Below are 23585 nucleotides of genomic sequence, written 5' to 3'. Positions count from 1 at the left end.
GACACGGTGGTTCGGTAGTCGAATGATTCCTGCGTTCGAAGTGGATCGTTCATGCACGACGATAGCAAAAACGACCTCGGTAGCCCGGATTCCATCGTTGGCCATACATGACGGATGTATCTGGCTGATCGTTGTTCGTAGAGGATCGAAGGGATATAGCCGAGAGGGCGATTCTGAACGGGCATGGACCAGACGATCGTCGACCTCCTGAAACGAAACGCCGATCACGCCGAAGAGTTCAGGGACCGATTCGACGACATGCAGGATTCCCAGCGGCCGGCAGTCGTCACGGTCTGCTGTTCCGACTCTCGGGTGCTTCAGGACCACATGTGGGAAAACGACGAGCCGGGACACGTCTTCACCTGTGCCAACATCGGGAATCGAGTGTCCCAGCGGACCGACGCCGGGGCGGTCGTTTCGGGCGATGTCCTGTACCCGATCGTCCACACCGACACCGAGACCGCCATCGTGGTCGGCCACACCGGCTGTGGAGCTGTCACGGCGGCGTACGACGCCATCACCGGCGACGGGGCCAGCGAGCCAGCGGGGATCGAGCACTGCATCGGACTGCTGACACCCCATCTCGAAGCGGGCGTCGAGGCACTCCCTACGGACGTGAGTCGCACCGAGGCCATCAACCGACTCGTCGAGTACAACGTCGACCGCCAGGTCGCGGCGCTGGTCGAGATCGAGGAGGTTCCCGACAGCGTCGACGTCGTCGGCGTCGTCTACGACTTCCAGGACGTCTACTCCGAGCGTCGGGGTGAGGTTCACGTCGTCAACGTCGACGGTGAGACCGAGGTCGATGTGCTGCGTGACACTCACTCCGAGATCGCCGCGCGGATCGAGCGGCGGTGGACGTACTGAGAGGGACTGTCGTGAATCGGCACGTGAGTCCGGCGGTCGGATCGGCGAAAGCGTTTTGCGGGTGAACGAAAGATCGTGAGTGATAGGTTCGGGCCATGATCGATCTCACCCTCGATATCGAGCAGTACGACTGTCCGTACATCGCCACGACCGACGATCACGACCTGGCGTTCTCGACGCTCAACTGGGAGTTCGACCGGACGGCGGCGAAGCTCGAAACCAGGATGGTGGTCGACGGCGGCGACCGCGCGACCCTCGACCGAGGACTGGGGACGCTCCGCGAGCACGATCAGATCCACGAGTACGACCTGGTGGCCAAGCGCGACGGCGTCGCACGGATCCGCTCGACGATTCCGACGACGAACGTGATGGGGGTGATCCGCGACCACGACGGTTACGTCATGGGCCCGTTCCACATCGAGTCGGGGAGCGAGCGCTGACAGGTGGGGTTCGACGGCGAGGGGGCCGCCGGAGCCGCGCTGTCGGCACTGGAGGCCGACAACGAGTTCACCGTCGAGACGCGCGAGGAGGTCGGCCTTCCCGAGATGGGCGGCTACGTCCAGTCGGTCGGTGCAGCGATGGCGCTCGTCGATGGCTATCGCGATCTCTCCGAAACCGAGCGTGAGACCCTCGAAGCCGCCGTCGACAGTGGCTACTTCGACCGGCCACGGAGTGCCGATCTCGGGGCGCTCGCCGTGCGGACGCAACGGCGTCGGGAGGACCACACGCTGCGCCCGATCTTCCAGCTCACGCCGTCGAGGACCCGATTCGATATCGCGACATGGAATTGATCGGACGGCGGGCCCACGAGGTCGCGGGAAGGGGGATCGGCTGGATTCCCGAGGAACGCGGGTGTTCACCGATCTCACCGTCGCGGAGAAGGCCGGATCGCCGCGCTGGCCGACGAGATGGAGAGTGCTCAGACCACCACCTTCGAGACGTTCCCGGATCTCGAACGGTTCGCGGACCGGAAGGCGGACGTTCTCAATCGAGCTGGCCTCGGAACCGTCCGGGTTCGTCGGCCGGTTCGATCGCGAACCCGAGCGATGTGTAGAACGGACGAACGGGCGCGTCGAACCACGCAATGAGTGGGGCATCGTTCGCCGTGTGGTGCTCTGCGGCCGTCTCGACGAGGCGCGTCCCGATCCCCTGATCGCGCCGCGCGCGACGGACCGCGATCGTCGTGATCTCCTGATCGTCGAGAACGCACGCACCGAGCACCCGATCGTCGACGACCGCGACCAGCACTGCCTCGCGATCGATCGCCCCGCGGACCGCGTCCGCCTCGACCGCGAGCGCCGCCCCATCCAGCACGCCCATCACTGCCGGGAGTTCGTCGGAGTGGGCCGGACGAACCCTCGTCACGCCGCGAGCAGATCGTCGAGTTCGCCGAGCATCGCGTCGATCGAGGGACGATCGGACGGCGTATCGCCTTCGTGAATCGAGTGGGTGTCGAGCGCGTCGTTGCGGGTGTCGAGGATCACGGTCTGGGGCATCCGACCGACGAGGTCGTGGAGCTCACCGAGCGCGCCGAATCGGGTCGGCTGGTCGTACTGCTCGCCGACATCGGCGTCGGGGTCCGCGAGCAGCGGGAAGGGAAGCTCGAATGAATCCTGCCAATCGCGGGCACGGGCCTTCGGCTCGGGAAGGATCGAGACGACGGCGACGTTGCGCTCGGTGAACTCGTCGTAGCGCTCGGCAACGTCCTGGAGTTGGTCCTTGCAGTTGCCACAGTGATAATCGCGCTGGAAGAGGAGCACGCTTGCCTCGTAATCGGCGGCGAACGCGTCGAGCGAGAGCGGGTCTGGCCCCGCACCGACGTTCGGGAGCTCGAAATCGAGTCGCGCGATGGACATGGGAGGGATTGGAGGGCGAGCAGCAAAGCCGTTTGGTCACCCGCCCTTGATGAGCCGGAGCACTCGAACGTGGTCGGCGTCGATTGCACGGTCCTCGGGAACGGGCCGACCGTCGACCAGTACTGTTGCCTCGTGGGGCCCCAGCCCGACGGCGTCGAGCAGGTCGGCGTACGTTCCTTCGACGTCGAGTTCGTGCGTTTCGTCGCCAGCGACGTCGACCGTGATCATACCCGAGCCAGCCCGCGAGCGGTCTTGAGCGTGTCGCCGCCGCGGTCGATCGGTACCGCTTCGCCGTCCGTTCCCGCGTCGATGTCTCGGGTGGCTTAAGAGCGGGCCGGCCATCCGGTCGGTATGAGCGAGAGCGCGACCGGGGCGGCCGGCCGGGACGAGATCTGGATCGAGAAGTACCGCCCCGAGACGCTCGCGAACGTCGTCGGCCACGAGAACATCGTTGGTCGGCTCGAAAGCTACGTCGCCCAGAACGATCTGCCCCATCTCCTGTTTTCGGGGCCGGCCGGCGTCGGCAAGACCACGAGCGCGATGGCGATCGCACGGGAGGTGTACGGCGACGACTGGCGCGAGAACTTCCTCGAACTCAACGCGAGCGACGAGCGCGGGATCGACGTCGTGCGGGATCGGATCAAGGACTTCGCCCGCACCAGTTTCGGGGGGTACGACTACCGGATCATCTTCCTCGACGAGGCCGACGCACTCACGAGCGACGCCCAGTCGGCGCTCCGGCGGACGATGGAGCAGTTCGCGAACAACACCCGCTTCATCCTCTCGTGTAACTACTCCAGTCAGATCATCGATCCGATCCAGTCGCGGTGTGCGGTGTTCCGGTTCGGCCCGCTCGCCGAGGAGGCGGTGGGCGAGTACGTCAGACAGGTCGCGGAGCGAGAGGGGATCGAGGTGACCGACGACGGCGTCGACGCGCTGGTGTACGCCGCCGACGGTGACATGCGGAAGGCGTTGAACGGACTCCAGGCTGCGGCCACGACGGAGGGCGCGGTCGACGACGAGGCGGTGTACGGGATCACCGCAACCGCACGGCCCGAAGAGATCGAAGCGATGGTCGAGCGCGCGCTCGACGGCGATTTCACCGCCGCGCGGGCGAAGCTCGACGACCTCCTGACCGACGCCGGATTGGGTGGCGGCGACGTCATCGACCAGCTCCACCGCTCGGCGTGGTCGTTCGACCTCGACGACGCGGCCACGGTTCGACTGCTGGAGCGCGTCGGCGAGACCGACTACCGGATCACCCAGGGCGCGAACGAGCGCCTCCAGTTGGAAGCGCTGCTCGCGTCGCTCGCACTCGAAGCGGAGTAAGCCACTGACCCGAGTTCAGTTTGGTTCGAGGGGGCGTGGCTTACCACAGTAGTGGTATATTTCTCGGTTACACTATTTTCAGGGCCGGACGGCCCCGAGATACTGATCGAATGGGTGTAGTTTCCGGGCTGAACGTCACCAGAAACAGAGAATGGTATTTCGACGGTCACCTGTGGCTGCGTCGAGAACCACCGCCAGTTGGGGGGCAAGGATTCTTCTACGATATTGGGCCGAGAGGAGAAGTTCGCTGTTCTCTTGATCTCGATTCCACTGTCGGGCTAATCCCACGAAACCCAAGTGATGAAGACGATGCCGCCGAGCTGAAGAACCTGTGCCGACGACATCACGAATAGGGGGAGCGGATGCACGAGTTCTGAGTTCGCCACCCAACCCGATACCGCTGGGTGGAACGTATAGAAATACGTCGTGATGGTGGTCTGGAGCAGGAGGATGCCGGCGAAGACGAGGAGCCCGACCGCGTGCTTCGAGCGGAAGATGAGGTAGTTCCGCCCCCAAACGTAGATGAGACCCACCAAGAGCACTACGCTGAGTGCGGCCGAAAGGCGCAGAAGCGTCACTAATACGTCCATCTACTCACCCGAGTCCAGTTTTCTGTCGGTTTATGGGTTGTCCTAATTTCTACCATACTCACTCCACCTGCTCGATGATTTCCTCGACCATTTCCCAGTTGGTTCGTGCCCGGTCCGTCGGGAGATAGATCGCACCATGCTCGTCGCCGCTGTTTCTGAGAACGTCGTTTTCCACGAGCACGTCCAAGTGGTGTCTGACCGTCGTGTAATCGAGATTCAGGTCGTCTGCCAACTGGTTCGGGTTGCGTGGCTGGTCGTCGAGTGCCCGGAGGAGACGTGCCCTGTTCTCACCGCCGCGGGTGCCAACGAATACGTACCACAGGACGGCCTCCATTGCCAAGCTAGAATCTACCCAAGTATGGTAAGCGTACCGATCGGAACAGTCGTTCAGTAACGTGCTATGAAACACGGAGTTGTGTCCGCCGAAGCAGTACTGAGAACCGAGAACAGTCGATCACGGTGCTCCGATTCAATCATTCATCATACTACTATCCCCCAGTGATTTTTAATGTACAGCCTTGGATCTGGATTTCAACAATGTTCAGACATCGAACGTGCAATCACTTACTCGGGACCAGTCTGTTTCCGACCATTATCGTGCTAAATGAGCGAGTGTCATTATCCGGCGAATGTCATATCGGATCGTCCTCATTTGGGTCGGATTTGGGTATAGTTTCGGAGCGATATGGGGAGATGTTCGGAATAGCCATTAGATCCCCCCGCTCGATTGGATGAGCGGTGGAACCACCAATGACTTCCGAAGAAACCATCGCGGAACGCATCGAAGCGGGCGAGAGCTTCGCCGACCTCGGTGAGTTCGAGTTCGACAACACAACCCACGAACAGGACGATATCGATCGCGAGAACGAGACGACACAGGGCCTGCTTACTCGTGTTGGCAGCGCCTTGGATCGGCGATCGTTCATGAGTAACACGGCAAAAGCGGGTGTCACGGCGGTTGCCCTCGGGTCGCTCGGGACCGGTATCGCCGCCGCGGATCACGAACCGCCCGTCTATGGTCTCACGCTCGTCCCCTCCAAGCAGGACAAAAACAAGAAGGACGCGAACATGGAACACGCGGTCGCGTTGGTCGCCGTCGAGGACGGCACCGCGAACGCGCTCGTCCCGGTCGATCTCGACTCGGGTGCGATTCACACCGATAAGAGTAGCCGAATCGACGGTGTGAGCGGCGACACCCTACTCGTCGGGATCGATTACCGTCCGTCCGACGGCAAACTCTACGCGCTCGGTGAGGACGGCACCCTCTACACCGTCGGGATGCCGAGCGAGTACGGAAGCTCCGCCTCGGCCAATACTGTGGGGTCGGCGGACTACCCCGATACGGATCTCATCGACGGCATCGGGTTCGACTTCAACCCGGTCGCGGACGCGATCCGGATCGTGACGACCGACAGCGACAGTTTCGTCACGAGTGCCGACGACGGCTCGATCGTCCGCCAGGACCCCGATACGTTCTACATGGACGGCGACGACAACGCCGGCACCGCCCCACAGCTCAGTGCCTCGGGGTACACCAACAGCGTCGCGGACCCGAGCGATACGACGCTGTACGACATCGACAGCAACCTCGACGTGCTCGTCCGACAGGATGCGAGCCCGGACTCCGACACCACCAGTGGACTGACCACCATCGGCGACCTCGGTATCGACGCCAACGCCGTCAACGGCTTCGATATTTCGGGTACTGACGGAGCCGCCTACGCGCTGATCGCCGTCGACGGTGAGACGAAACTCTACCGCATCGACCTCGAAGTCGGCTCGGCGATGCCCGTCGCCAAGGAGGACGACAAAGGCGACACGAATGGCATGGGTGACATGGGCGACGTCACCGACGTCGACATCCTGAACTTCGCGCTGGCGCTCGAACACCTCGAGGCGGCCTACTACAACGAGTTCCTCGACGAGTACTCCGAGAGCGATATCGAGAATGCCGACGCCATCGGCAAGCAGTTCGCGAATCCGAAACTCCGGTACGCGACCTTCCAGGAGATCAGTTCGGTCCGAGACCACGAGGAGGCCCACGTCGAGGCGCTCACCCAGACGATCAACGATCTCGGCGGCACCCCAGTTGAGGCCGCCGAGTACGAGTTCCCGTACTCGAACCTCGAAGAGTTCGTCAAGTTCTCCGCCCGCGTCGAGGCGGTCGGCACCTCGGCGTACGCCGGTGCGGGACCGCTCATCGAAAACAACGACGTGGTCGCGGCGGCGCTGTCGATCCACTCGGTCGAGGCGCGCCACACCAGCTACTTCAGGGCGCTCATTCCCGGCAGTTCGATGCCGAACGCCTTCGACATGGCGCGGAACATGGACCAGGTGCTCGGCATCGTCCAGCCGCTGATCGTCTCAGAGTAGTCACTTGCTCTCTGCGGATTTTATAGTGGTGCTCACACCTTCCGACGAACGCTGCAGGGCGATTTTCCGCCTGACGCGGCCGTCGTTCGTCGCTCGGCGGTCCAGTGGCGAGACGAAGGAGGGTGCCAGCTAATGCTCGTCGCCCCCACAAAACGAGCCTGACGGAGTCAGTTCAGCGTCCAGATCGCGTAGTTCAGCGCCGTGGCGAAGGTGACCCACGCGAGATATGGCACCAGCAGGGCGGCAGCGCGGCGATCGACGCGCGAGAACGCGGCCATGGTGGCGACGATCACGAACCAGAGCGGGACGATCACGGCGAGTCCAAGAATCGGCGATTCGAGCCCGAAGAAGGCGGGCGACCACGAGAGATTGAGCACGAACTGAACGGTGAACAGTCCGAGCGCGATTCGAACGATACGGCGGTCGAGACCAGCGCGCCAAATCAGCCACGCGGCGACGCCCTGGAGGGCGTAGAGCAGCGTCCAGACCGGCCCAAAAACCCAACTCGGCGGGGTGAAACCCGGCTTGTCGAGGGTCGTATACCACGTCTCGATCTGCGGGGCCGTAATGAGTCCGCCCGCCGCACCGAGCACGACGCAGGCCCCGACGACGCCCGTAATCGTGACGAGTGGTCGACGTTCGGGGAGCGCGAGCCGCCCGTCGTGGGTGGTCGACATGGGTCGTCTACGCGGGCCGAGCAGTTAGTGCTACCGTCGGGCTGGGGTCCCGTCCGCGCTCGCGAAACCACATCTCGCCGAGTGGTCGGCGAGACGACGAATCGACGCTCCGTGAACGGTACGCAACTGTTTTAGGCGAACGCGGGTATGACGGGATACCATGAGTACGCTCGAAGCCGAGTACCGCCTGAAGTATTTCGAGGAAGAGGGGTTCACCAGAATGGAGTGTCCCGAGTGCGGCGATTTCTTCTGGACGCGCGATGAGGATCGCGAGACCTGCGGCGAGCCACCCTGTGCGGAGTACGCGTTCATCGGGAATCCGAGCCTCGACGAGGAACGGAGTCTGGAGGAGATGCGCGAGGCGTTTCTCTCCTTTTTCGAAGACCACGATCACGAGCGGATCGAGCCCTACCCTGTGGCCGCGAACCGGTGGCGTGACGACGTTCTCCTGACGCAGGCCTCGATCTACGACTTCCAGCCGCTGGTGACGAGCGGCGAAACCCCGCCGCCGGCGAACCCGCTGACGATCAGCCAGCCCTGCATCCGGATGCAGGACATCGACAACGTCGGCAAAACAGGGAGACACACGATGGCGTTCGAGATGATGGCCCACCACGCGTTCAACGCGCGCGAGGACCTCGACGATCCCGACCAGTACGCCTACGAGGGCGAGGTTTACTGGAAGGATCAGACAGTCAGATACTGCGACGAGTTCTTCGAGTCGATGGGCGTGGACATCGAGGAGATCACCTACATCGAGGATCCGTGGGTCGGCGGCGGCAACGCCGGACCCGCGATCGAGGTCATCTATCGTGGCGTCGAACTCGCCACGCTCGTCTTCATGTCGATGGAGCAAGATCCCGACGGCGAGTACGAGCTGAAGGACGGCAACACCTACTCGCCGATGGACACCTACATCGTCGACACCGGCTACGGCCTCGAACGCTGGACGTGGGTCTCCCAGGGCACCCCCACCGTGTACGAGGCGATCTACCCCGACATGATCGAGTTCCTGAAGGAAAACGCCGGGATCGATCACACCGACGATCAGGAGGAGATCGTCACGCGGGCGGCGACGCTCGCAGGGCACATGGACATCGACGAGGCCGAAGACGCCGAACGCGCCCGCGGAACGATCGCCGAGCAGATCGGGGTCGACGTGGACGAGCTCCGCGAGCTGCTCGAACCGCTCGAAGCCATCTACGCCATCGCGGATCACTGCCGGACCTTAGCCTATATGCTCGGCGACGAGATCGTACCTTCCAACGTCGGCACAGGCTATCTCGCACGGATGGTGCTCCGACGAACCAAGCGACTGACCGATACTGTCGGGGTCGACGCACCGCTCGACGAGCTGGTCGACATGCAGGCCGAGCGGTTGGGCTATGAGAACCGCGACACGATCCGGGACATCGTCCGGACCGAGGTCGAGAAGTACCGCGAGACGCTCGAACGCGGCGGGCGACGGGTTCGCCAGCTCGCCGAGGAGTACGCCGAGCGCGACGAGTCGATCCCCACTGAAGAGCTGATCGAGCTGTACGATTCGCATGGAATCCAGCCCGACATGGTCGCCGAGATCGCCCGCGAGAAGGGTGCCGCAGTATCGGTGCCCGACGACTTCTACAGCCTCGTGGCCGCACGTCACGGGGAGGAAGGCGTGGACGAGGCCATCGAAGCGGGAGTCGACGAGCGGATCGCCGACCTCCCCGAGACCGAACAGCTCTACTACGACGATCAGGAGCGCACGGAGTTCGAGGCGATGGTGCTCGACACCTTCGAACGCGACGACGGCTACGACGTGGTGCTCGATCGGACCCTCTTCTACCCGGAGGGTGGCGGTCAGCCCGCCGACACCGGGTCACTGTCGACCGACGATGTGACGGTGGAAGTCGAGGACGTCCAGCGTGAGGGCGACGTGATCGTCCACCATGCCGACGCGAACCCCGGCACCGGCGAGTTCGTCCGCGGCCGCATCGATGGCGGGCGACGGCGACAGTTGATGCGCAACCACACCGCGACCCACATCGTGATCCACGCCGCGCGCCAGATACTCGGCGAGCACATCCGTCAGGCCGGCGCGCAGAAGGGTGTCGAGCGCTCGCGGATCGATGTCCGCCATTACGACCGGATCGACCGCGAGCAGGCGAAGGCGATCGAACACCGTGCCAACGCGCTCGTCCGCGAGAACGTCTCGGTCACAGCGGAGTGGCCCGACCGCCACGACGCCGAGGACGAGCACGGGTTCGACCTCTACCAGGGCGGGATCCCGCCGGGCGAGCGCATCCGGTTGATCCACGTCGCCGACGACGTCCAAGCCTGCGGGGGGACCCACGTCGCTCGGACGGGCGACATCGGCACGATCAAGCTTCTGAATACTGAACGGGTTCAGGACGGCGTCGAGCGGCTCGCGTTCGCGGCGGGCGAAGCGGCGATCGAAGCGACTCAGGACACCGAGGACGCACTCTCGGGAGCAGCCGAGGCCTTCGACGTCACGCCGAGTGAGGTGCCCGAGACCGCCGACCGCTTCTTCACGGAGTGGAAGGAGCGCGGCAAGCGCATCGAGGACCTCGAAGCCCAGCTCGCGGAGGCGCGCGCAGCTGGCGGTGTCGGCGAAGAGGTCGACCTCGGGGACGCGACGGCCGTGATTCAACGAATGGACGCCTCGCCCGACGAACTCCAGGCGACCGCGACCGCGATCGTCGAGGGCGGCGATGTCGCCGTCGTCGGGAGTGCGGCCGACGGCGCACAGTTCGTCGTCGCCGTTCCGGACGGGGTCGGGATCGATGCTGGCGACGTCGTCGGCGAGCTGGCTGCACGGGTCGGCGGCGGCGGTGGCGGCCCGCCGGATTTCGCCCAGGGCGGCGGGCCACAGGCCGAGGAGTTGGACGCGACGCTCGAGGCGGCTCCCGACGTGCTTCGCCAGGTGCTGAACGCCTGAGCGGTTGAAATCGAGTTTCTCTGTGATCGAGCACGCGTCCAGTGGTGACACCGTCTCGGCCGCTCGTCGATCTCAGTATCGCTCTTCCAGGGGCGCTGCTCAGCGATATCGGGGCCGGAGGAAGGCCACAGATCGGCCGATAAATCGTTTATCGCGATAGAAAATCTCTGCGACGGCCGTCCTGAGGTTCGGCACTCGTATTTCTGGGGAACACCCAGCCGAACAGGTCAGATGATCGAATACACTGAATCGGTCGGTGTGGCCGCTCCATTCGGCAGATCGTTCTACTGTTATGGGCCGAGGACGCTCTGTTCACCGGTATGTCGAAGTCAGAATGGGGAATCGGCGGCGAAACGGCCGTGAAAGTCGCCGCGTAACGCGCTTTTCGTTCTCACTGTGCTGTTCGTGGCTCGCGCATACGAGACGGTTCAATCCGAACGTCAGAGCAGGCTTCGTGCGGGCTGGCCGAGGGATTGCTACGAGCGATCACCGTCGTATTCCGGAAAAATTCAGCAGAACCGCCACACATCCGTTGCTCGCTCGAAGTTCACCCTCAGACGCCGATACCGGTAGCGATGAGTCGGATTCCGATGACGACCAGCAACACCAACACGAATCCGTCGACGTATCGCTCCGGCAGCAGGTGGCGGATCCGTTGGCCGCTCGCCACGCCAACGAGGCCGACGAGTGCCACACCGACCGACAGCCACACGAGCGCTCCCGAGCCGTAGAGGTCGAGCAGCCATGCCGCGCCGACGCGAATCGACGAAATCCCGAGGAAGATCAGGGCGAGCACACCCACGAAGATCGATCGCCTGAGGTCGAGGCTATCGAGATAGGCAACCATCGAGACGCCGACGTTACTCGCCCCGAAGATCAGTCCGCTACCGAAGCCGATTCCGATCTGGGCGTTCGGGTACTGTTCGAAGGCGTTCGATGTGACGTATCCCTTGCCCGGAATCGGGACCGCGTCCTGCGTGAACACGACGTAGCCCACCGTGAACACGCCGAGCGCAAGCGTGAGCAGCGCGGTCGGAATCCACTGGAGGATGGCCATCCCGACGACGGTTCCAACGGCGGCCGCCACGATGAACGGCGTAAATCGACGCCCGCAGGTCCGCAACTGTTCGCGGCTGAGCTCACGCACGAGAGGGATGTTCGAAACGAACACGGGGATGATCATGAGAACGACGGCCTGCTGTGGTTCGAGGACGGCTGCCGATCCGACCGTTCCGATGAGCGCATAGCCGAACCCGGTCACGCCGGTAACGGCGCCGGCGAAGAACACGACGATCGCGATGAGAACGAGGACGTCCGTCGAAAAGCCGAGCACCATGTCGCTACAGCGTTCCTGCTCGGTCGTTCACCGATCGATCACGGAGAGAAACAGCAGAACGCTCGTGAATCATCGGCTGTAGTGTGATGTCACTGATTGGACCGTGTTTCGGTCGAAAACCCGGACGCTGCGTGTGTTCCGTCACAGAACGGTTGGTCTGTGAACCGCCACAGCGACACGGAACGGTGTCGGTGTCCCGAACCGTCGAGTCGGCGTCCGCGGCGATCCACGGCGACTCGTCGGGGGCGAACACCGCGAGTAACCCACGGACGCACTCTCCAGCGAGAATCCATTGCTGCACGTCGTAGCTGCCCTCGGTTGCCTCGCCGGAGTACTGGTGGCTGGCTTCGTTCATCGTGGATTCGCCTCGATTGGTAACTTTACTCATGGTGTCGAGATGTCTTAACACTACGGACGGTTTGCCCGCCATACCGCTGCAAACAGCGCCCTATCGCTGCAAGTAGCGCCACATCGCGCGTTTGTCCGTGTGAAGGACAACGGAAACCGAACGCAATGGGGGTCGAGTCTCGCCTTTCGTCGTCCGAGAGAGAGCCCATCGAACGGGCTACTGACGACGGGTCGTCCGCTTCGTGTCTACCGAAGCCGAAAATCACACCAACGGAAGGATACGCAGCGCAGTGCGGCCGCAGTGAGAGCAGTGTTCCACGAGAACACGTCCTCGAACACCAAACGCTTAGTTCCACTGTGAACATCGTCCGGCAATGGCCGACACAGACGACCCTGATCCGGAGGCAGTTCGAGATGCCATCGAACGGTCCAGAAGCGGTGCCCCGGCCGCCGGGGCGGTCGTTCGCGATCGGTTTTCCACGGACGAAGTCTTCCAGCGAATCATCGCCGAAGCCGACGAGGAGGTCACTTCCGGCAGGCGTGAACTCTTCTTCAGCGCGCTCGCCGCCGGCTTCGCCATCACCATCACGTTCTTGCTCTATTCGTCGATGACGGCGTCCACCGACAATGACCCGGTGTTGAGCGCTCTACTGTATCCTCTCGGATTCGTCTACATCATCATCGGCGGCTACCAACTCTACACCGAGAACACGCTTCCTCCTGTTGCGTTAACCCTCGAGCGGCTGGCCAGTGTTCCGACACTGCTGCGCCACTGGCTCATCGTCCTCGCCGGCAACTTCACCGGGGGTGCGCTCGGTGCGGCCGCACTCACGTGGGGCGGCGTGTTCTCGCCCGAAGCGGCGCAGGCGGCCTTCGACCACGCCCAGCACGGCATCGAGACGCCAGTGTGGGCGCTGTTTTTCAAAGCCGTCTTCGCCGGGTTGATCGTCGCCGGCGTCGTCTGGATCGTGTACGCCTCGCGCGATACGATCTCACGGCTCGTGGTCGTGTACATGGCCTTTCTCGCGATCCCGTTGGGCGACCTCTTTCACGTGGTCGTCTCGTTCACCGAGATGCTGTATCTGGTGTTTGCGGGTGATCTCGGTCTCGTCGTCGGAATGACACAGTTCGTCATTCCAGTGCTGCTCGGCAACACCCTCGGCGGCATCGTGTTGGTGACCGTCGTCAACTACTTCCAGACGACCGAACACCGCCTCGAATCCGCCCGGTTCGAGGGCGCGGGCCGCCAGCTCTCGATACGGGAGTGGGCGCTCGGCGGTTTCGCCGGTCGTTCGTACGTCCCGATCCTCGATACCGCGGAAGGGACCGTGCCCGATGACGCCTCCTACCGTGTACTGGTCCCGATCGGCAACCCGCGCACCGAGTCCGGAACCGTCGAGCTCGCGTGCAGCCTCGCCAGCGAGCGCGCGCCCGCAACCGTTCACGCCGTTCACATCGTCCAGACGCCACAGGCGTCGATGAGCTACGATCGCGACCAGCACGAACGCATCGTCGCCGACTCCGACGAACGAATGGAATACGTGCGCGAGACCGCGGAGTCGTACGACGTCCCCTGTGAGACCTCGACGATCGTCTCCCACCGCTCGTACGAGGAGATCTTCGACACCGCGGCGCGCGACCACGCGAACCTCGTGGTGATGGGCTGGGGGACCGACCGGCCGTGGGGAGCCGCTCGCACGGAGCGCCCGCTCGACGAACTGACCGGCCAGCTCTCCAGTGATGTCCTCGTTCTCAAGGATCGGGGCCACGACGCCTCACGGGTTCTCCTGCCGACCGCGGGCGGGCCGCCGTCCGATCTGAGCGCCGAGGTCGCGCGAGCGCTCCGCTCGGCCGTCGGTTCGGAGATCACGCTGCTCCACGTCGTCGACGGTCCTGACGAGCGCGAGGCGGGCGAGGAGTTCCTGGAGGACTGGGCCGCCGACCACGACCTCACCGACGCCGTGCTCACGGTCGATGATTCCGGCGACGTCGAGGGGGCAATCGGCCGTGCGGCCGTGGACCACTCGCTCGTACTCATAGGGGCGACCGAGGAAGGGCTGCTCTCGCGGCTCGTGACCGACTCGTTGTACTTCGACGTCATCGACGAGGTCGACTGCTCGGTGTTGCTCACCGAGCGGCCGGGCGGGCGAACCGTTCTCGAACGGCTGCTCGGGCGGACGTGACTGGTGTCCCAAACGCCGTCGAAATCGGTCCGAAAGTCACTATTTGCTGCTGGATCGGTGGCTACGTCCGCGCTGGGTACGAGCGGAGGTAACGAACGTCGGACACCGCAGTCGCTGGAGTCAGTCGAGTGCGGACTCCGGCGATCGCCCGCGGAGCATGGCTCGGAACATCGCTTCGAAGCGAGCGTTGTCGAAGGACTCCACGACGGTCGTCCGCGGTTCGCCGTCCGTCACGTCGTTCTCGTCGACCACCGAGTACCCGCGCGTGAGGCCGTCGCGATCGTCGACCTCGACGTGATACCTGCCGGCCTCCACAACGAGCGACGGCTCGATGACGGCTGCCATCATCCCGGAGTCGGGCTGTGTAGTCGTGTCCTCGCCGAACGATTCCCGGTTGAACGCTCGTACCGACGTCGCTACTTCGCCGAAGAACTCACCGAGGTCGGTGTCGATCCCCGCCGTGAACTCGTCGAGTGTGTCGCCGTCGAAGGCGGTGTCCCGAACGGTGACACCCCAGTCGAACAGCGTCATATCCAGTTCGTCGACGACCATCTTTGCGGCGTGAGGATCCACCCAGAAGTTGTACTCGGCAGCCGGCGTGACGTTCCCACAACAGTTCGCGTTACCACCCATCACCCAGACATCGTCGAGGAGATCACCGAGCTTGGGTTCCTTCTGGAGCGCCAAGGCGACGTTCGTCAGCGGCGCAATACAGACGAGCGTCAGTTCCCCGGGATTCGCGCGGGCCTGTTCGACGATGAAGTCGGGACCATACTGGTCACCCGATGGAATCCCGGTGTCCGGGAAGCGCTCGCCGCCGAGACCGCCTTCGCCGTGAATGTAGTCCGCGTAGTCGTGGGTGGCGAGCAGGGGTTCGGTGGCCCCCTCGTAGACGGTAACGTCGTCAGCGACTCCCGCGAGATCGAGCGTGTATTTGGCGTTCTCGACTTGATGTTCGAATTCGACGTTTCCCGCACAGATGGTGATACCCTCGACATCGAGGCGTTCGGAGGCAGCGGCGAGCAACAACGCTTGCGTGTCGTCACCAGCAGTGTCGGTGTCGACGATGACGCGACGCGTCTGTTCGGTCATGCGTCCACTACCGACGAACTCGGCAAATAGATGACGACGAGTGGTTCTCAGATCACCCGAGAATAGCGATCTCTTGTGCCTGCCGATATTTTTCAATTCTCCCGTCGCTCTGGACACCGATAGCTGGAGTTTTGATACGGACTTTCCGTGGATCGATAAACAAAAGAGATCATCCGGAGCCAGCAGGGCCCACCACGTGGTAGATCGTGGAACCGATGCTATCCGGTTGGATCATGCGAAAAGTGTGATAGTCCTGGGAGGATTCGAACCTCCGTCGTGAGCCCCAGAAGCTCACATGATTGGCCACTACACCACAGGACTGCAATCACCCGTTGGAATCGTCTCTACTTATCCCTGTTGGAAGCGTCTCGTGCTGAAACCGGATCGGGGATCGTGTAGTGCCGTTTGCGGTGGCAGTTCGCACAGAGTATCTCGCACTTTTCGATCTCCGCCAAGAGTCGTTCCTTCGAGTAGCCGTACGATATCATGCTGCTGATCGTCATTTCCTTTCGTTCCGTGTCGGTGTGATGGAAGTCGAGACACGCGGGATCGTCCTCGACGCAGCGGACACACCCGCCGTCTGCTCGTTTGTACTCGTGGGCCCACGCACGGAGTTCGGCTCGTCTGTCGAGCGTCCGCTCCGTGTTCCAGTCGACGTTCCGATAGTGCCATCGTTGATCGACGGAGAGACTCTCCCACGTGACGTTCTTCGGCAGCGTCACGTCGTCGGGTTTCGGTCCGGCTCGTGATCCCGTGGAAACGTACGTTTCGAGCCCGGCTGCTGCTTTCGCCGTGTTCCATCCGTTCATGACCCGGATGATCGTTGCCGAAGCGGGCGTCAGTCCGAGCTCCTCGTACGCCGCTTTCGTCGGCGACTCACCGAGTCGTTCGGCCGCACGCTGCAGTGCGTCGAGGCATTCGTTCTCGGTCGTTCGCATGGATCGTCTGCTTCGTGATCGGCAATGAACGTGCGGCCATATCGAGAACAGCGAGAACTGGACTCACCGGAGCGCCCGGTTCGCAAGGCCCGCCCGGTCTCGGCCGAGTCATCGATCCTCATGGACCGATGTGTACTTCCGGGCGAGGCGTGGAGGGCGGGTATGTACGTCGGACGGTTCGTCGTCGTCGGTCCCGACATCGGCGCGTATCGGGTCTCCTCGCGGTCGTTCCCCGACCGGAAGATCGTCGACCGCGACGGCAGCCTCACCGTGGTTCCGACCGCCGCGGCCGACGAGACCGACAACCCCTACGTCTCGTACAACTGCGTGCGCTCGACCGACCGCGGAGCCGTGCTCGGCAACGGCTCGCACGTCGATCCGATCGCCGAGAAACTCGCCCGGGGCTACCCACCGCGCGACGCGCTCTGTCTCGCCTTGCTCGCGCTCGACTTCGAGAAAGACGACTACGACACCCCACGGATCGCCGGGATCGTCGGTGGGTCGGCGGACGGACGGGCATCCAGCGGGGCGGTCGACGGCGGGAGCTACATCGGGATCGTCCGCCGAGACGGGATCACCGTCGAAGAAGTCACCGAGCCGACGCTGGTGGCGACCTACGAGAAGGATCGGCCGGAGGCGGTGGCGTTCGATGCTGCGGATGCCGGCGGAACCGAGGACGATGCGGAGGCTGCGACGGCGCGCGCCACAGCGGCGGCGCGAGCGGTCTACGAGTGCGAGTTCGAACACCGGGTCTGTGCGGCCGGCGTCGCACGCGCTGAAGCGGGGTTCGCGACCGCCATCGAGAACGGCGACGGGTGATCGGTACCGAGAGCCGCGTTTGAAGTCGCTGGGGGTCAACGGTCGCAGTATGCAGGTCGGTGTCGTCTCCGATATCCACGCGAACCGGGTGGCGCTCGACGCGGTGTTCGAGGACATGCCGCCGGTCGATGGGCTGGTCTGTGCGGGCGACGTGGTCGGGTACAACCCGTGGCCCGGCGACTGCGTCGATCGGGTGCGCGAGCGCGAGATCCCCACCGTGATGGGCAACCACGACCGCGCGGTGGCGAGCGGAACCGCGTTCGCGTTCAACGGAATGGCCCGCGCGGGCGTCGAATACGCGCGCGAAGCGCTCATCGACGACCAGCAGGACTGGCTCGACTCGCTGCCCGACGAGCGCACCGTGTTCGATGGCCAGGTGAAGATCGTCCACGGCCATCCCGACGATCCCGACCGCTACACGTATCCCGATCTGTTCGGGGCTGAGCTACTCGACGACGAGGACGTGCTCGTGCTGGGCCATACACACGTCCAACACCACGAAACCTACGACGCGGGGATCGTCATGAACCCGGGCAGCGTCGGCCAGCCCCGCGACGGCGATCCGCGGGCGGCCTACGCGATTCTCGATCTCGACGAACTGACTGTGGAGGAACGCCGGGTCGGGTACGAAATCGAGCGCGTCGAGCGCGCGGTGACGGAAGCAGGGTTGCCCGAGGAGATCGGGACGCGGCTCAGGAAGGGACGCTGAACGTCTCCTGGATGGCCGACAGCGTGTCCTCGCGGTCGTCCCAGTCGACGAACACCGCGACCGAGGTCGCGCTCGTGATCACGTCGTTGGCCGTGATGTGTCGATCGGCGAGCGACGCGGTCATCTCGTGGACGATGCCGGTATGGGTCGGGAGGTCGCCACCGGTGACGCGGATCGCCGCACTCTCCTCGCCGACGGTCACGCTCGACAGCGCGCCCTCCTCGATCACGGTCTCGTGGAGGACAGTCTCGGCCGTGGCGGCGTCGTCGGTGTAGACGTAGAAGGTGATCGAATCGAGCCCGCTCGCCACCGCGTCGATGTTGATGTCGGCCTCGGCGAGCGCGCCCGAGAGCTGGGTCATGATCCCCTGCCGATTGCGGATCGCGCGGCCCGCGACCGTGAGACACGCGAGCGGCGTCTCCTGGAGGTCGATCAGGGTCTCGAAAGTGCCCTCGATGTTCGTCCCGCCCTGGAGGAGATCGCCGTGCTGGTAGTGGACCACCCGGACACCCAGTTCGGCGTCCTTGTAGTTGAGCGCGCTCGGCGCGATCACCTCCGCGCCGCGGAAGGAGAGGTTTCTGAGTTCGTCGACGCTGATCTTCCCGACGTTTCTCGCCCCCTCGACGACACGGGGATCGCCGGTCATCACGCCCTCCACATCAGTAACGATCACGACCTCGTCGGCGTCCATGTAGTTGCCGAGCATCACCGCGGAGGTGTCACTCCCGCCGCGGCCGAGGGTGGTGACCGAGCCCGCGCGGTCTTCCGCGAGGAAGCCAGCGATGACCGGAACGACGCCGCCCAGTTGGTCCGCGAGAGCCTGGGCGCGACGGGTGGTCTCCTCGACGTCGACCTCGCCGCGCGAGTCGGTGACCACCGGCCAGTCGTCGCTGCCTGGTTCGAGGAACACCGCGTCGACCCCGCGGGCGGCGAGGGCGGCCTTCACCATCCGGGCGGAGGTGCGCTCGCCCATGCTCACGATCTCGGCCCTGTCGGCCTCGTCGGCGTCGAACTGGATCTCCCGGAGGAGGAAATCCGTCGTAGAGCCCATCGCGCTGACCACGACCGCGATCTCGTGGCCGGCTTCGACCGCGGCGGCCACCGAGTCGGCCGCACGGTTCACCCGATCGCCGCTGCCGAGGCTCGTCCCCCCGAACTTGGCTACGACGCGCATCGACATCCCTCGTGGCAGTCAGTCGGCTTCGTGCGAGATTGGCACATGATCGGCGGGTAGTTCTGGCTGGGGATAACTGCTTCCATCCCACGCGTTGGCGCGGGCGGGAGTCCGGAATCGACCAACACGGGCGAGTGAGGTTTACGTCTCCCAGCCCAGGGCGGAGTATGGAGGTGCGCGAGGCCGTCGAGGCCGACGCCGGACGCCTGGCCACGCTGGCGGATGCGCCGGCCGATACGATGCGGAACCTCGTCCACGACCGGACGGTTCGGGTCGCCGACGAAGGCAGCGAGATCGTCGGGTTCGTCAGTTTCGACGCCCGCCGCGACACCGTTCACGTGACCCAGCTCGACGGCACCACCGAAGTGGCGGCACGACTGCTCGACGAGCCGGCGCGGTTTGCACGTGTCGAAGGGATGGCCGCCGAGCTCCTGGTCGAGGAGTCGCGGGACGAACTCCAGCGCGCCGCGGCGGCCGCTGGCTTCGAGCGCGCCGGCTCCGGACCACGGTTCGAGGGCGCGCCGACCGTCCGATTTCGACTCGAACCGTAGTTCGCCGGGCTCGATATCACGAGGGCGAGGCGGACGGCAGTCGGATCGACAAAAGGAACGACGGTCGGATCAACCAAGCGAACGACGGCCGGATCAACCAAGTGCCCGTGAGCGCTACGGGTCGGCACTGAAGCGACTCATCATGAACGAAGGACGACCCATCACGAACGAAGGCGAATTTCCAGGTCATTGGGGATGGATCGGTTTGGAACAGAGCGACCTACAGACGCCGGAGGAGATGGTGTGGAGCGACGAAGAAGTGTTGGAGCCAACTCAGCAACTGGACGGGTTCGAGAACCCCCAAGGAACACAGATCATCCAGAAAAAGCGCCGCCATCGGTCGGCCAGCGGCTCGGTGTTGGACCAGCACTGGATCGACATCGTCGACGCTGCCACCGCCGATCGGGAACTACTGTTCACTACGGCCGAGATCGATCCCCGAGAGTTGAACAGGCTCACTCGGGAGTACATGACGCTCGTCGACGGGCTTCGTCGGAGCGACTGAAAGGGTTTCTCAGAATGTCTCCCATATCCTGAATTTGTTGCAAGAAATCACGTATGCATTTCAGAGTCATGGGAGTTGTCGTGCAACACACTCGATCGAAGTATTTTTGTTATATTTAGGAGTATGATTCGGGGTGACGAACCATCTGCAGCGAGCGTGGCGACGATATCGGTCGATACCGATCGTGTATCGCATCGCCGTTGTGTTCGTCCTCGGTTCGATCGTCGGACTTGCGGTCGGGCCACCGGCCCAGCGCCTCCAGCCGCTCGGTGACCTGTTCGTTCGACTTCTCGAAATGATAATCATTCCGATTATCATTTTCACACTGCTGATGGCAGCCCGAGAGCTGTCCCCAGCGAATCTCGGAAAGATCGGCGGACAGGTCGTGCTCCTCTATTTCGCCACGACAGCTATCGCCATCGCTCTCGGATTGGGCGTGAGCAACCTCATCGAACCCGGGTCGAGCGTGACGCTCACGAGCGGTAGCGTGAACACACAGCAAGCGCCGCCGCTCGGCGAACAGCTGTTCAGTATCGTCCCGTCGAATCCGATCTCCGCGATGGCGGAGGGGAACATCCTCGCCATCATCTTCTTTACCTTGGTGTTCGGTCTCGGGATGACGATGGTGAGAGCGGAGGCCGAACCGGATTCCTCCGTTCGGAACGGCATCGACACGCTGTTCGAGACGGCCGAAGCGGGCGCGGAAGTGATGTTCAAGGTCGTCTGGGGCATCATGGAGTACGGTGTGATCGGCGTGTTCGCCTTGATGGCGTCGCTGTTCGGCGAAATCGGACTGGAGGCCCTCAGAGCGTACGCTCTGCTGGCGTTCAGCCTCGCCCTCGCCATCGGCCTCCAGATATCGATCGTCTACCTCCTCGTCATCATCCGCGGGTTGGTCGGTGCGTCGCCGCTCGCATTTCTCCGCGGTATCAAGGAAGCAATGGTGACGGCGCTCAGCATCCGTTCATCCAGCGGAACACTCCCCGTCTCGATGTCCAACGCCGACGAGAACCTCCGTGTCGACGACGGTGTGTACAGCTTTTCGTTGCCGCTCGGTGCCACCATCAACATGGACGGAACGGCGATGTATCTCGGTATCGTCGCCGTCTTCGCGGCGAACATCGCCGGCGTGTCGCTGACGCTCGGCCAGCAGTTTTCGATTCTGGCCACCGCCCTCCTCGCCAGTATCGGCACTGCGGGCGTTCCGAGCGCGAGCCTCGTGATGATGACCGCCGTGTTGACGCAGGTCGGCCTCCCGCTCGAAGTCATTGCGATGATCGCAGGGATCGATCCCCTGCTCGACCGTCTCCGCACGATGAACAACGTCGTCGGGGATCTGGCAGTGAGCACGGTCGTCGGAAAATGGAACGATGCTCTCGACCTCACGTCCGGCGTCTGGGTCGATGACCCCGGCGAGGGCGGTAGCGTTCCGAGCGAAACGCCGACCGACTGATACGGAATCGTTACTCTGACGCAGAATCGTCACTCAGACACGGAACCGTCACTCGGCTCGTCCGTCGAACACAGCACGCAGAAGAGGCCATCGTCGCCGCATCTGTCGCACTGAAAGCTGGGAACGGGACTGCGGTGGCGTCTCGGTACTGGCCACGGCTCAGAACTTCTGGATCGTCAGGTCGAGCGTATCGAGATCGAGGATCGGCGCGTAGCCCACGTCGGGGTCGATGTTGACGCTTTTCTGGAAGCTGGTCTGTTCCTGCCAGCAGCCCGAGTTGATCGCGAGCACGTTGTGGTACTTGCCGTAGCCGAGTTTGTGGACGTGGCCGGTGTGGAAGACGTCGGGGATCTCCTCGATCACGAGGTAGTCGCGTTCTTCGGGGGCAAGCCGGGTGTGACCGCCGTACTGGGGGGCGATGTGGCGCTTTTTCAGGAGTTGGTACATCGCCTTGTGGGGTTCGTCGTAGTTGGCCTTCTCCTCGGGGAGTTCGGCGATCACTTCGTCGAGGCTGACGCCGTGGTACATCAGGATCGTGACGCCTTCGATCGTGACCGTCGAGGGATTGCCCGAAAAGCGCGCGTCGTGGACACTCATGATCTCCCGGAGCTCCTCGTCGAAGCCTGGCTGGGGCTCGGCGAGCCGGACGGCGTCGTGGTTGCCCGGGGTGAGGAGGATCTCCATGTCACCGGGCACCTCCTTCAGCCGTTCGGAGAAGGCCTCGTACTGCTCGTAGATGTCAACGATGTCGAGCTCCTCGTCCTGGTTCGGGTAGACGCCGACGCCCTCGACCATGTCGCCCGCGACGAGGAGGTACTCGACCGCCGCCGCGTCCTCGGTGTGGAGCCAGTCGGCGAACGCCGACCACGCGTCGGCCGCGAACTCCTGGCTGCCGACGTGGACGTCCGAAATGAGGGCCGCACGGACGTGGCGGTCGGCGGTCGAGGGGCGATAGGTCCGGGGAACGTCGGGGAAGTGGAGTTCGTCGACGAACAGGATGCCGCCGTCGCCCGCGAGTGTGCCCTCGACTGCGACGAGCTCGTCGAGCAGGAGTTCGTCGACGACGCTCGCGATCTCGCGGTCTTTGAGAACGAGACAGGGAAACGTTCCGGTGGTGTCTTCGAGCTCGACTAGCCAGTGGCCGTTCGCGGTCGAGCGGATGTCGGCGATCATCCCCACGATCGCGGCGTCGCTCCCGCCGGCCATCGCGTCGACCGCCTCGGTCGGCCGGTGGTTGACCCGCGAGCGCAGGAGACCCGAGAGGCGCTCGTACCGATCCCGGAAGGTCGCGACGAAGTCGGCGTACTCGCCTGTTCCGGTGCTCCGACCGGTGATGTCTCCCTGCACGTCGAGCGAGCGCAGTTCCGGGTCGGCCGAGCGCTCGATCGTTTCCTTTTCTTCCTCTACTGCCCCACCAGTCGACCCCTTCGTTTCGACTGGAGAGTCGGTCGTTCCGTCAGTTCCATGTGAGAGAGTTCCACTCGAAACAGAGGGGTTGGCAGTCGACGTATCGGGTGTATTATCCGGATCAGCGGGAGGATCCGAGGATTCGAGGGCTGCGACAGCGGTCTCGACGTCCTCGGCCGAGAGGGTGAGCGTGTCGTCCGAGACGGTCTCGGTCGCCCGCTCGATCGCGCGGTCGGGATCGTCCGCGCGCGCAAGGAGCGTCACGGCCTCGCGCTCGGCGTTGTAGCCCCGGCTGGCGAGTTCGCTCACGACCCGGACCGGCGTCGGACGCGGCACGGGGAAGGGTTTCGCCGGACGGAGCAAAAGCGTAGCGGACGGAAACGGTCGTCGGCGAAACCGCCGTGGACGGTTCGCGACCGGACGGGATGGTCCATGATGGA

At 63.8% G+C, this 23585-nt stretch carries 24 protein-coding genes and 1 tRNA gene; 12 read left to right on the top strand and 13 right to left on the bottom strand.

Going from position 1 to position 23585, the window contains the following annotated elements:
- Window positions 1-183: 183 nt before the first annotated feature.
- The 3 genes from PHA81_RS09305 to PHA81_RS09295 all read left to right on the top strand — a co-directional run bounded on the left by PHA81_RS09305 (window position 184) and on the right by PHA81_RS09295 (window position 1658).
- Window positions 184-867 (top strand): carbonic anhydrase, encoded by a 684-nt coding sequence (locus PHA81_RS09305; RefSeq protein ID WP_005040109.1) that lies wholly within the window; start codon window positions 184-186, stop codon window positions 865-867.
- Between the two features lie 95 nt (window positions 868-962).
- Window positions 963-1307 (top strand): hypothetical protein, encoded by a 345-nt coding sequence (locus PHA81_RS09300; RefSeq protein ID WP_273836570.1) that lies wholly within the window; start codon window positions 963-965, stop codon window positions 1305-1307.
- A 3-nt stretch (window positions 1308-1310) separates the two neighbouring features.
- Window positions 1311-1658 carry a helix-turn-helix domain-containing protein gene (locus PHA81_RS09295; protein ID WP_273836568.1) on the top strand — a complete coding sequence of 116 codons (348 nt, stop codon included), beginning with the start codon at window positions 1311-1313 and terminating at the stop codon, window positions 1656-1658.
- 193 nt (window positions 1659-1851) lie between these two features.
- On the opposite strand, the gene PHA81_RS09290 is transcribed toward PHA81_RS09295, so the two are convergent.
- From PHA81_RS09290 to PHA81_RS09280, 3 genes are read right to left on the bottom strand one after another with little or no spacing between them, the layout of a single operon-like run.
- Entirely contained in the window at window positions 1852-2187 is a 336-nt protein-coding gene (locus PHA81_RS09290) for a GNAT family N-acetyltransferase (RefSeq protein ID WP_005040102.1), read from the bottom strand.
- A gap of 41 nt (window positions 2188-2228) precedes the next feature.
- Window positions 2229-2723 (bottom strand): redoxin domain-containing protein, encoded by a 495-nt coding sequence (locus tag PHA81_RS09285; RefSeq protein ID WP_273836567.1) that lies wholly within the window; start codon window positions 2721-2723, stop codon window positions 2229-2231.
- A gap of 36 nt (window positions 2724-2759) precedes the next feature.
- The gene (locus tag PHA81_RS09280) at window positions 2760-2951 is read right to left on the bottom strand and encodes a ubiquitin-like small modifier protein 2 (RefSeq protein WP_273836566.1); all 192 of its coding nucleotides are present in this window, start codon (window positions 2949-2951) and stop codon (window positions 2760-2762) included.
- A 123-nt stretch (window positions 2952-3074) separates the two neighbouring features.
- Here PHA81_RS09280 and PHA81_RS09275 point away from each other — a divergent pair, with 123 nt between their 5' ends.
- On the top strand, window positions 3075-4052 hold the full coding sequence (locus tag PHA81_RS09275) for a replication factor C small subunit (protein WP_005040096.1): 978 nt from the start codon (window positions 3075-3077) through the stop codon (window positions 4050-4052).
- A 278-nt stretch (window positions 4053-4330) separates the two neighbouring features.
- On the opposite strand, the gene PHA81_RS09270 is transcribed toward PHA81_RS09275, so the two are convergent.
- Together PHA81_RS09270 and PHA81_RS09265 are read right to left on the bottom strand one after the other, a co-directional pair.
- Window positions 4331-4642 (bottom strand): hypothetical protein, encoded by a 312-nt coding sequence (locus PHA81_RS09270; protein ID WP_005040094.1) that lies wholly within the window; start codon window positions 4640-4642, stop codon window positions 4331-4333.
- Window positions 4643-4700: 58 nt separating this feature from the next.
- Window positions 4701-4976 carry a winged helix-turn-helix domain-containing protein gene (locus tag PHA81_RS09265; RefSeq protein ID WP_005040092.1) on the bottom strand — a complete coding sequence of 92 codons (276 nt, stop codon included), beginning with the start codon at window positions 4974-4976 and terminating at the stop codon, window positions 4701-4703.
- A 416-nt stretch (window positions 4977-5392) separates the two neighbouring features.
- Here PHA81_RS09265 and PHA81_RS09260 point away from each other — a divergent pair, with 416 nt between their 5' ends.
- A complete protein-coding gene (locus PHA81_RS09260) occupies window positions 5393-7015 on the top strand; it encodes a DUF4394 domain-containing protein (protein WP_273836564.1) in 1623 nt (540 codons plus the stop codon).
- 167 nt (window positions 7016-7182) lie between these two features.
- Here PHA81_RS09260 and PHA81_RS09255 read toward each other — a convergent pair whose 3' ends face one another.
- Complete coding sequence (locus tag PHA81_RS09255) at window positions 7183-7692, bottom strand: TspO/MBR family protein (protein ID WP_273836563.1); 510 nt, start codon at window positions 7690-7692, stop codon at window positions 7183-7185.
- Window positions 7693-7852: 160 nt separating this feature from the next.
- Between PHA81_RS09255 and alaS the strand changes: the two genes are divergently transcribed.
- Entirely contained in the window at window positions 7853-10630 is a 2778-nt protein-coding gene (gene alaS / locus PHA81_RS09250; RefSeq protein ID WP_273836561.1) for an alanine--tRNA ligase, read from the top strand.
- 553 nt (window positions 10631-11183) lie between these two features.
- Here the strand turns inward: alaS and PHA81_RS09245 are convergent.
- A complete protein-coding gene (locus PHA81_RS09245) occupies window positions 11184-11966 on the bottom strand; it encodes a sulfite exporter TauE/SafE family protein (RefSeq protein WP_005040084.1) in 783 nt (260 codons plus the stop codon).
- A gap of 4 nt (window positions 11967-11970) precedes the next feature.
- Window positions 11971-12321: a (4Fe-4S)-binding protein gene (locus PHA81_RS09240; protein WP_273836559.1), complete on the bottom strand. Its 351-nt coding sequence runs from the start codon at window positions 12319-12321 to the stop codon at window positions 11971-11973.
- Between the two features lie 367 nt (window positions 12322-12688).
- Between PHA81_RS09240 and PHA81_RS09235 the strand changes: the two genes are divergently transcribed.
- Complete coding sequence (locus PHA81_RS09235) at window positions 12689-14497, top strand: formate/nitrite transporter family protein (protein ID WP_005040080.1); 1809 nt, start codon at window positions 12689-12691, stop codon at window positions 14495-14497.
- Window positions 14498-14617: 120 nt separating this feature from the next.
- On the opposite strand, the gene PHA81_RS09230 is transcribed toward PHA81_RS09235, so the two are convergent.
- The 3 genes from PHA81_RS09230 to PHA81_RS09220 form a co-directional block, all read right to left on the bottom strand.
- Entirely contained in the window at window positions 14618-15589 is a 972-nt protein-coding gene (locus PHA81_RS09230) for a nucleoside hydrolase (protein ID WP_273836558.1), read from the bottom strand.
- 248 nt (window positions 15590-15837) lie between these two features.
- Window positions 15838-15910: transfer RNA gene (locus PHA81_RS09225), tRNA-Gln, on the bottom strand.
- A 23-nt stretch (window positions 15911-15933) separates the two neighbouring features.
- The gene (locus tag PHA81_RS09220; protein WP_273836557.1) at window positions 15934-16527 is read right to left on the bottom strand and encodes an HNH endonuclease; all 594 of its coding nucleotides are present in this window, start codon (window positions 16525-16527) and stop codon (window positions 15934-15936) included.
- A gap of 162 nt (window positions 16528-16689) precedes the next feature.
- On the opposite strand from PHA81_RS09220, the gene PHA81_RS09215 reads away from it, so the two are divergent.
- Window positions 16690-17346, top strand: coding sequence for an IMP cyclohydrolase (locus PHA81_RS09215; protein ID WP_049909807.1), 657 nt, complete (start codon window positions 16690-16692; stop codon window positions 17344-17346).
- A gap of 49 nt (window positions 17347-17395) precedes the next feature.
- Window positions 17396-18055 carry a metallophosphoesterase family protein gene (locus tag PHA81_RS09210; RefSeq protein ID WP_273836555.1) on the top strand — a complete coding sequence of 220 codons (660 nt, stop codon included), beginning with the start codon at window positions 17396-17398 and terminating at the stop codon, window positions 18053-18055.
- Here the strand turns inward: PHA81_RS09210 and PHA81_RS09205 are convergent.
- Window positions 18039-19229 carry an aspartate kinase gene (locus PHA81_RS09205; protein ID WP_005040070.1) on the bottom strand — a complete coding sequence of 397 codons (1191 nt, stop codon included), beginning with the start codon at window positions 19227-19229 and terminating at the stop codon, window positions 18039-18041. The genes PHA81_RS09210 and PHA81_RS09205 overlap by 17 nt on opposite strands.
- A gap of 167 nt (window positions 19230-19396) precedes the next feature.
- Here PHA81_RS09205 and PHA81_RS09200 point away from each other — a divergent pair, with 167 nt between their 5' ends.
- From PHA81_RS09200 to PHA81_RS09190, 3 genes are all read left to right on the top strand, one after another.
- Window positions 19397-19780, top strand: a complete 384-nt coding sequence (locus PHA81_RS09200; protein ID WP_005040067.1) for a hypothetical protein — start codon at window positions 19397-19399, stop codon at window positions 19778-19780.
- A gap of 205 nt (window positions 19781-19985) precedes the next feature.
- Window positions 19986-20285 carry a hypothetical protein gene (locus tag PHA81_RS09195; RefSeq protein ID WP_273836553.1) on the top strand — a complete coding sequence of 100 codons (300 nt, stop codon included), beginning with the start codon at window positions 19986-19988 and terminating at the stop codon, window positions 20283-20285.
- A 184-nt stretch (window positions 20286-20469) separates the two neighbouring features.
- The gene (locus PHA81_RS09190) at window positions 20470-21738 is read left to right on the top strand and encodes a dicarboxylate/amino acid:cation symporter (protein WP_273836552.1); all 1269 of its coding nucleotides are present in this window, start codon (window positions 20470-20472) and stop codon (window positions 21736-21738) included.
- A 159-nt stretch (window positions 21739-21897) separates the two neighbouring features.
- Here the strand turns inward: PHA81_RS09190 and PHA81_RS09185 are convergent, their stop codons facing one another.
- Window positions 21898-23481, bottom strand: coding sequence for a DNA-directed DNA polymerase II small subunit (locus PHA81_RS09185; protein ID WP_273836551.1), 1584 nt, complete (start codon window positions 23479-23481; stop codon window positions 21898-21900).
- Window positions 23482-23585: the final 104 nt, after the last annotated feature.

The sequence above is a fragment of the Halococcus sp. PRR34 genome (assembly GCF_028617175.1).
Lineage (GTDB): Archaea > Halobacteriota > Halobacteria > Halobacteriales > Halococcaceae > Halococcus > Halococcus salifodinae.
This window is presented reverse-complemented; position numbering and strand designations above follow the sequence as displayed.

Coding starts and splice junctions, on each gene's coding strand:
- PHA81_RS09220 (WP_273836557.1), bottom strand. CDS start 16,527: ATGCGAACGACCGAGAACGAATGCCTCGACGCACTGCAGCGTGCGGCC.
- PHA81_RS09285 (WP_273836567.1), bottom strand. CDS start 2,723: ATGTCCATCGCGCGACTCGATTTCGAGCTCCCGAACGTCGGTGCGGGG.
- PHA81_RS09240 (WP_273836559.1), bottom strand. CDS start 12,321: ATGAACGAAGCCAGCCACCAGTACTCCGGCGAGGCAACCGAGGGCAGC.
- PHA81_RS09215 (WP_049909807.1), top strand. CDS start 16,690: ATGTACGTCGGACGGTTCGTCGTCGTCGGTCCCGACATCGGCGCGTAT.
- PHA81_RS09210 (WP_273836555.1), top strand. CDS start 17,396: ATGCAGGTCGGTGTCGTCTCCGATATCCACGCGAACCGGGTGGCGCTC.
- PHA81_RS09255 (WP_273836563.1), bottom strand. CDS start 7,692: ATGTCGACCACCCACGACGGGCGGCTCGCGCTCCCCGAACGTCGACCA.
- PHA81_RS09305 (WP_005040109.1), top strand. CDS start 184: ATGGACCAGACGATCGTCGACCTCCTGAAACGAAACGCCGATCACGCC.
- PHA81_RS09230 (WP_273836558.1), bottom strand. CDS start 15,589: ATGACCGAACAGACGCGTCGCGTCATCGTCGACACCGACACTGCTGGT.
- PHA81_RS09245 (WP_005040084.1), bottom strand. CDS start 11,966: ATGGTGCTCGGCTTTTCGACGGACGTCCTCGTTCTCATCGCGATCGTC.
- alaS (WP_273836561.1), top strand. CDS start 7,853: ATGAGTACGCTCGAAGCCGAGTACCGCCTGAAGTATTTCGAGGAAGAG.
- PHA81_RS09200 (WP_005040067.1), top strand. CDS start 19,397: ATGGAGGTGCGCGAGGCCGTCGAGGCCGACGCCGGACGCCTGGCCACG.
- PHA81_RS09290 (WP_005040102.1), bottom strand. CDS start 2,187: ATGGGCGTGCTGGATGGGGCGGCGCTCGCGGTCGAGGCGGACGCGGTC.
- PHA81_RS09265 (WP_005040092.1), bottom strand. CDS start 4,976: ATGGAGGCCGTCCTGTGGTACGTATTCGTTGGCACCCGCGGCGGTGAG.
- PHA81_RS09260 (WP_273836564.1), top strand. CDS start 5,393: ATGACTTCCGAAGAAACCATCGCGGAACGCATCGAAGCGGGCGAGAGC.
- PHA81_RS09235 (WP_005040080.1), top strand. CDS start 12,689: ATGGCCGACACAGACGACCCTGATCCGGAGGCAGTTCGAGATGCCATC.
- PHA81_RS09270 (WP_005040094.1), bottom strand. CDS start 4,642: ATGGACGTATTAGTGACGCTTCTGCGCCTTTCGGCCGCACTCAGCGTA.
- PHA81_RS09280 (WP_273836566.1), bottom strand. CDS start 2,951: ATGATCACGGTCGACGTCGCTGGCGACGAAACGCACGAACTCGACGTC.
- PHA81_RS09205 (WP_005040070.1), bottom strand. CDS start 19,229: ATGCGCGTCGTAGCCAAGTTCGGGGGGACGAGCCTCGGCAGCGGCGAT.
- PHA81_RS09275 (WP_005040096.1), top strand. CDS start 3,075: ATGAGCGAGAGCGCGACCGGGGCGGCCGGCCGGGACGAGATCTGGATC.
- PHA81_RS09300 (WP_273836570.1), top strand. CDS start 963: ATGATCGATCTCACCCTCGATATCGAGCAGTACGACTGTCCGTACATC.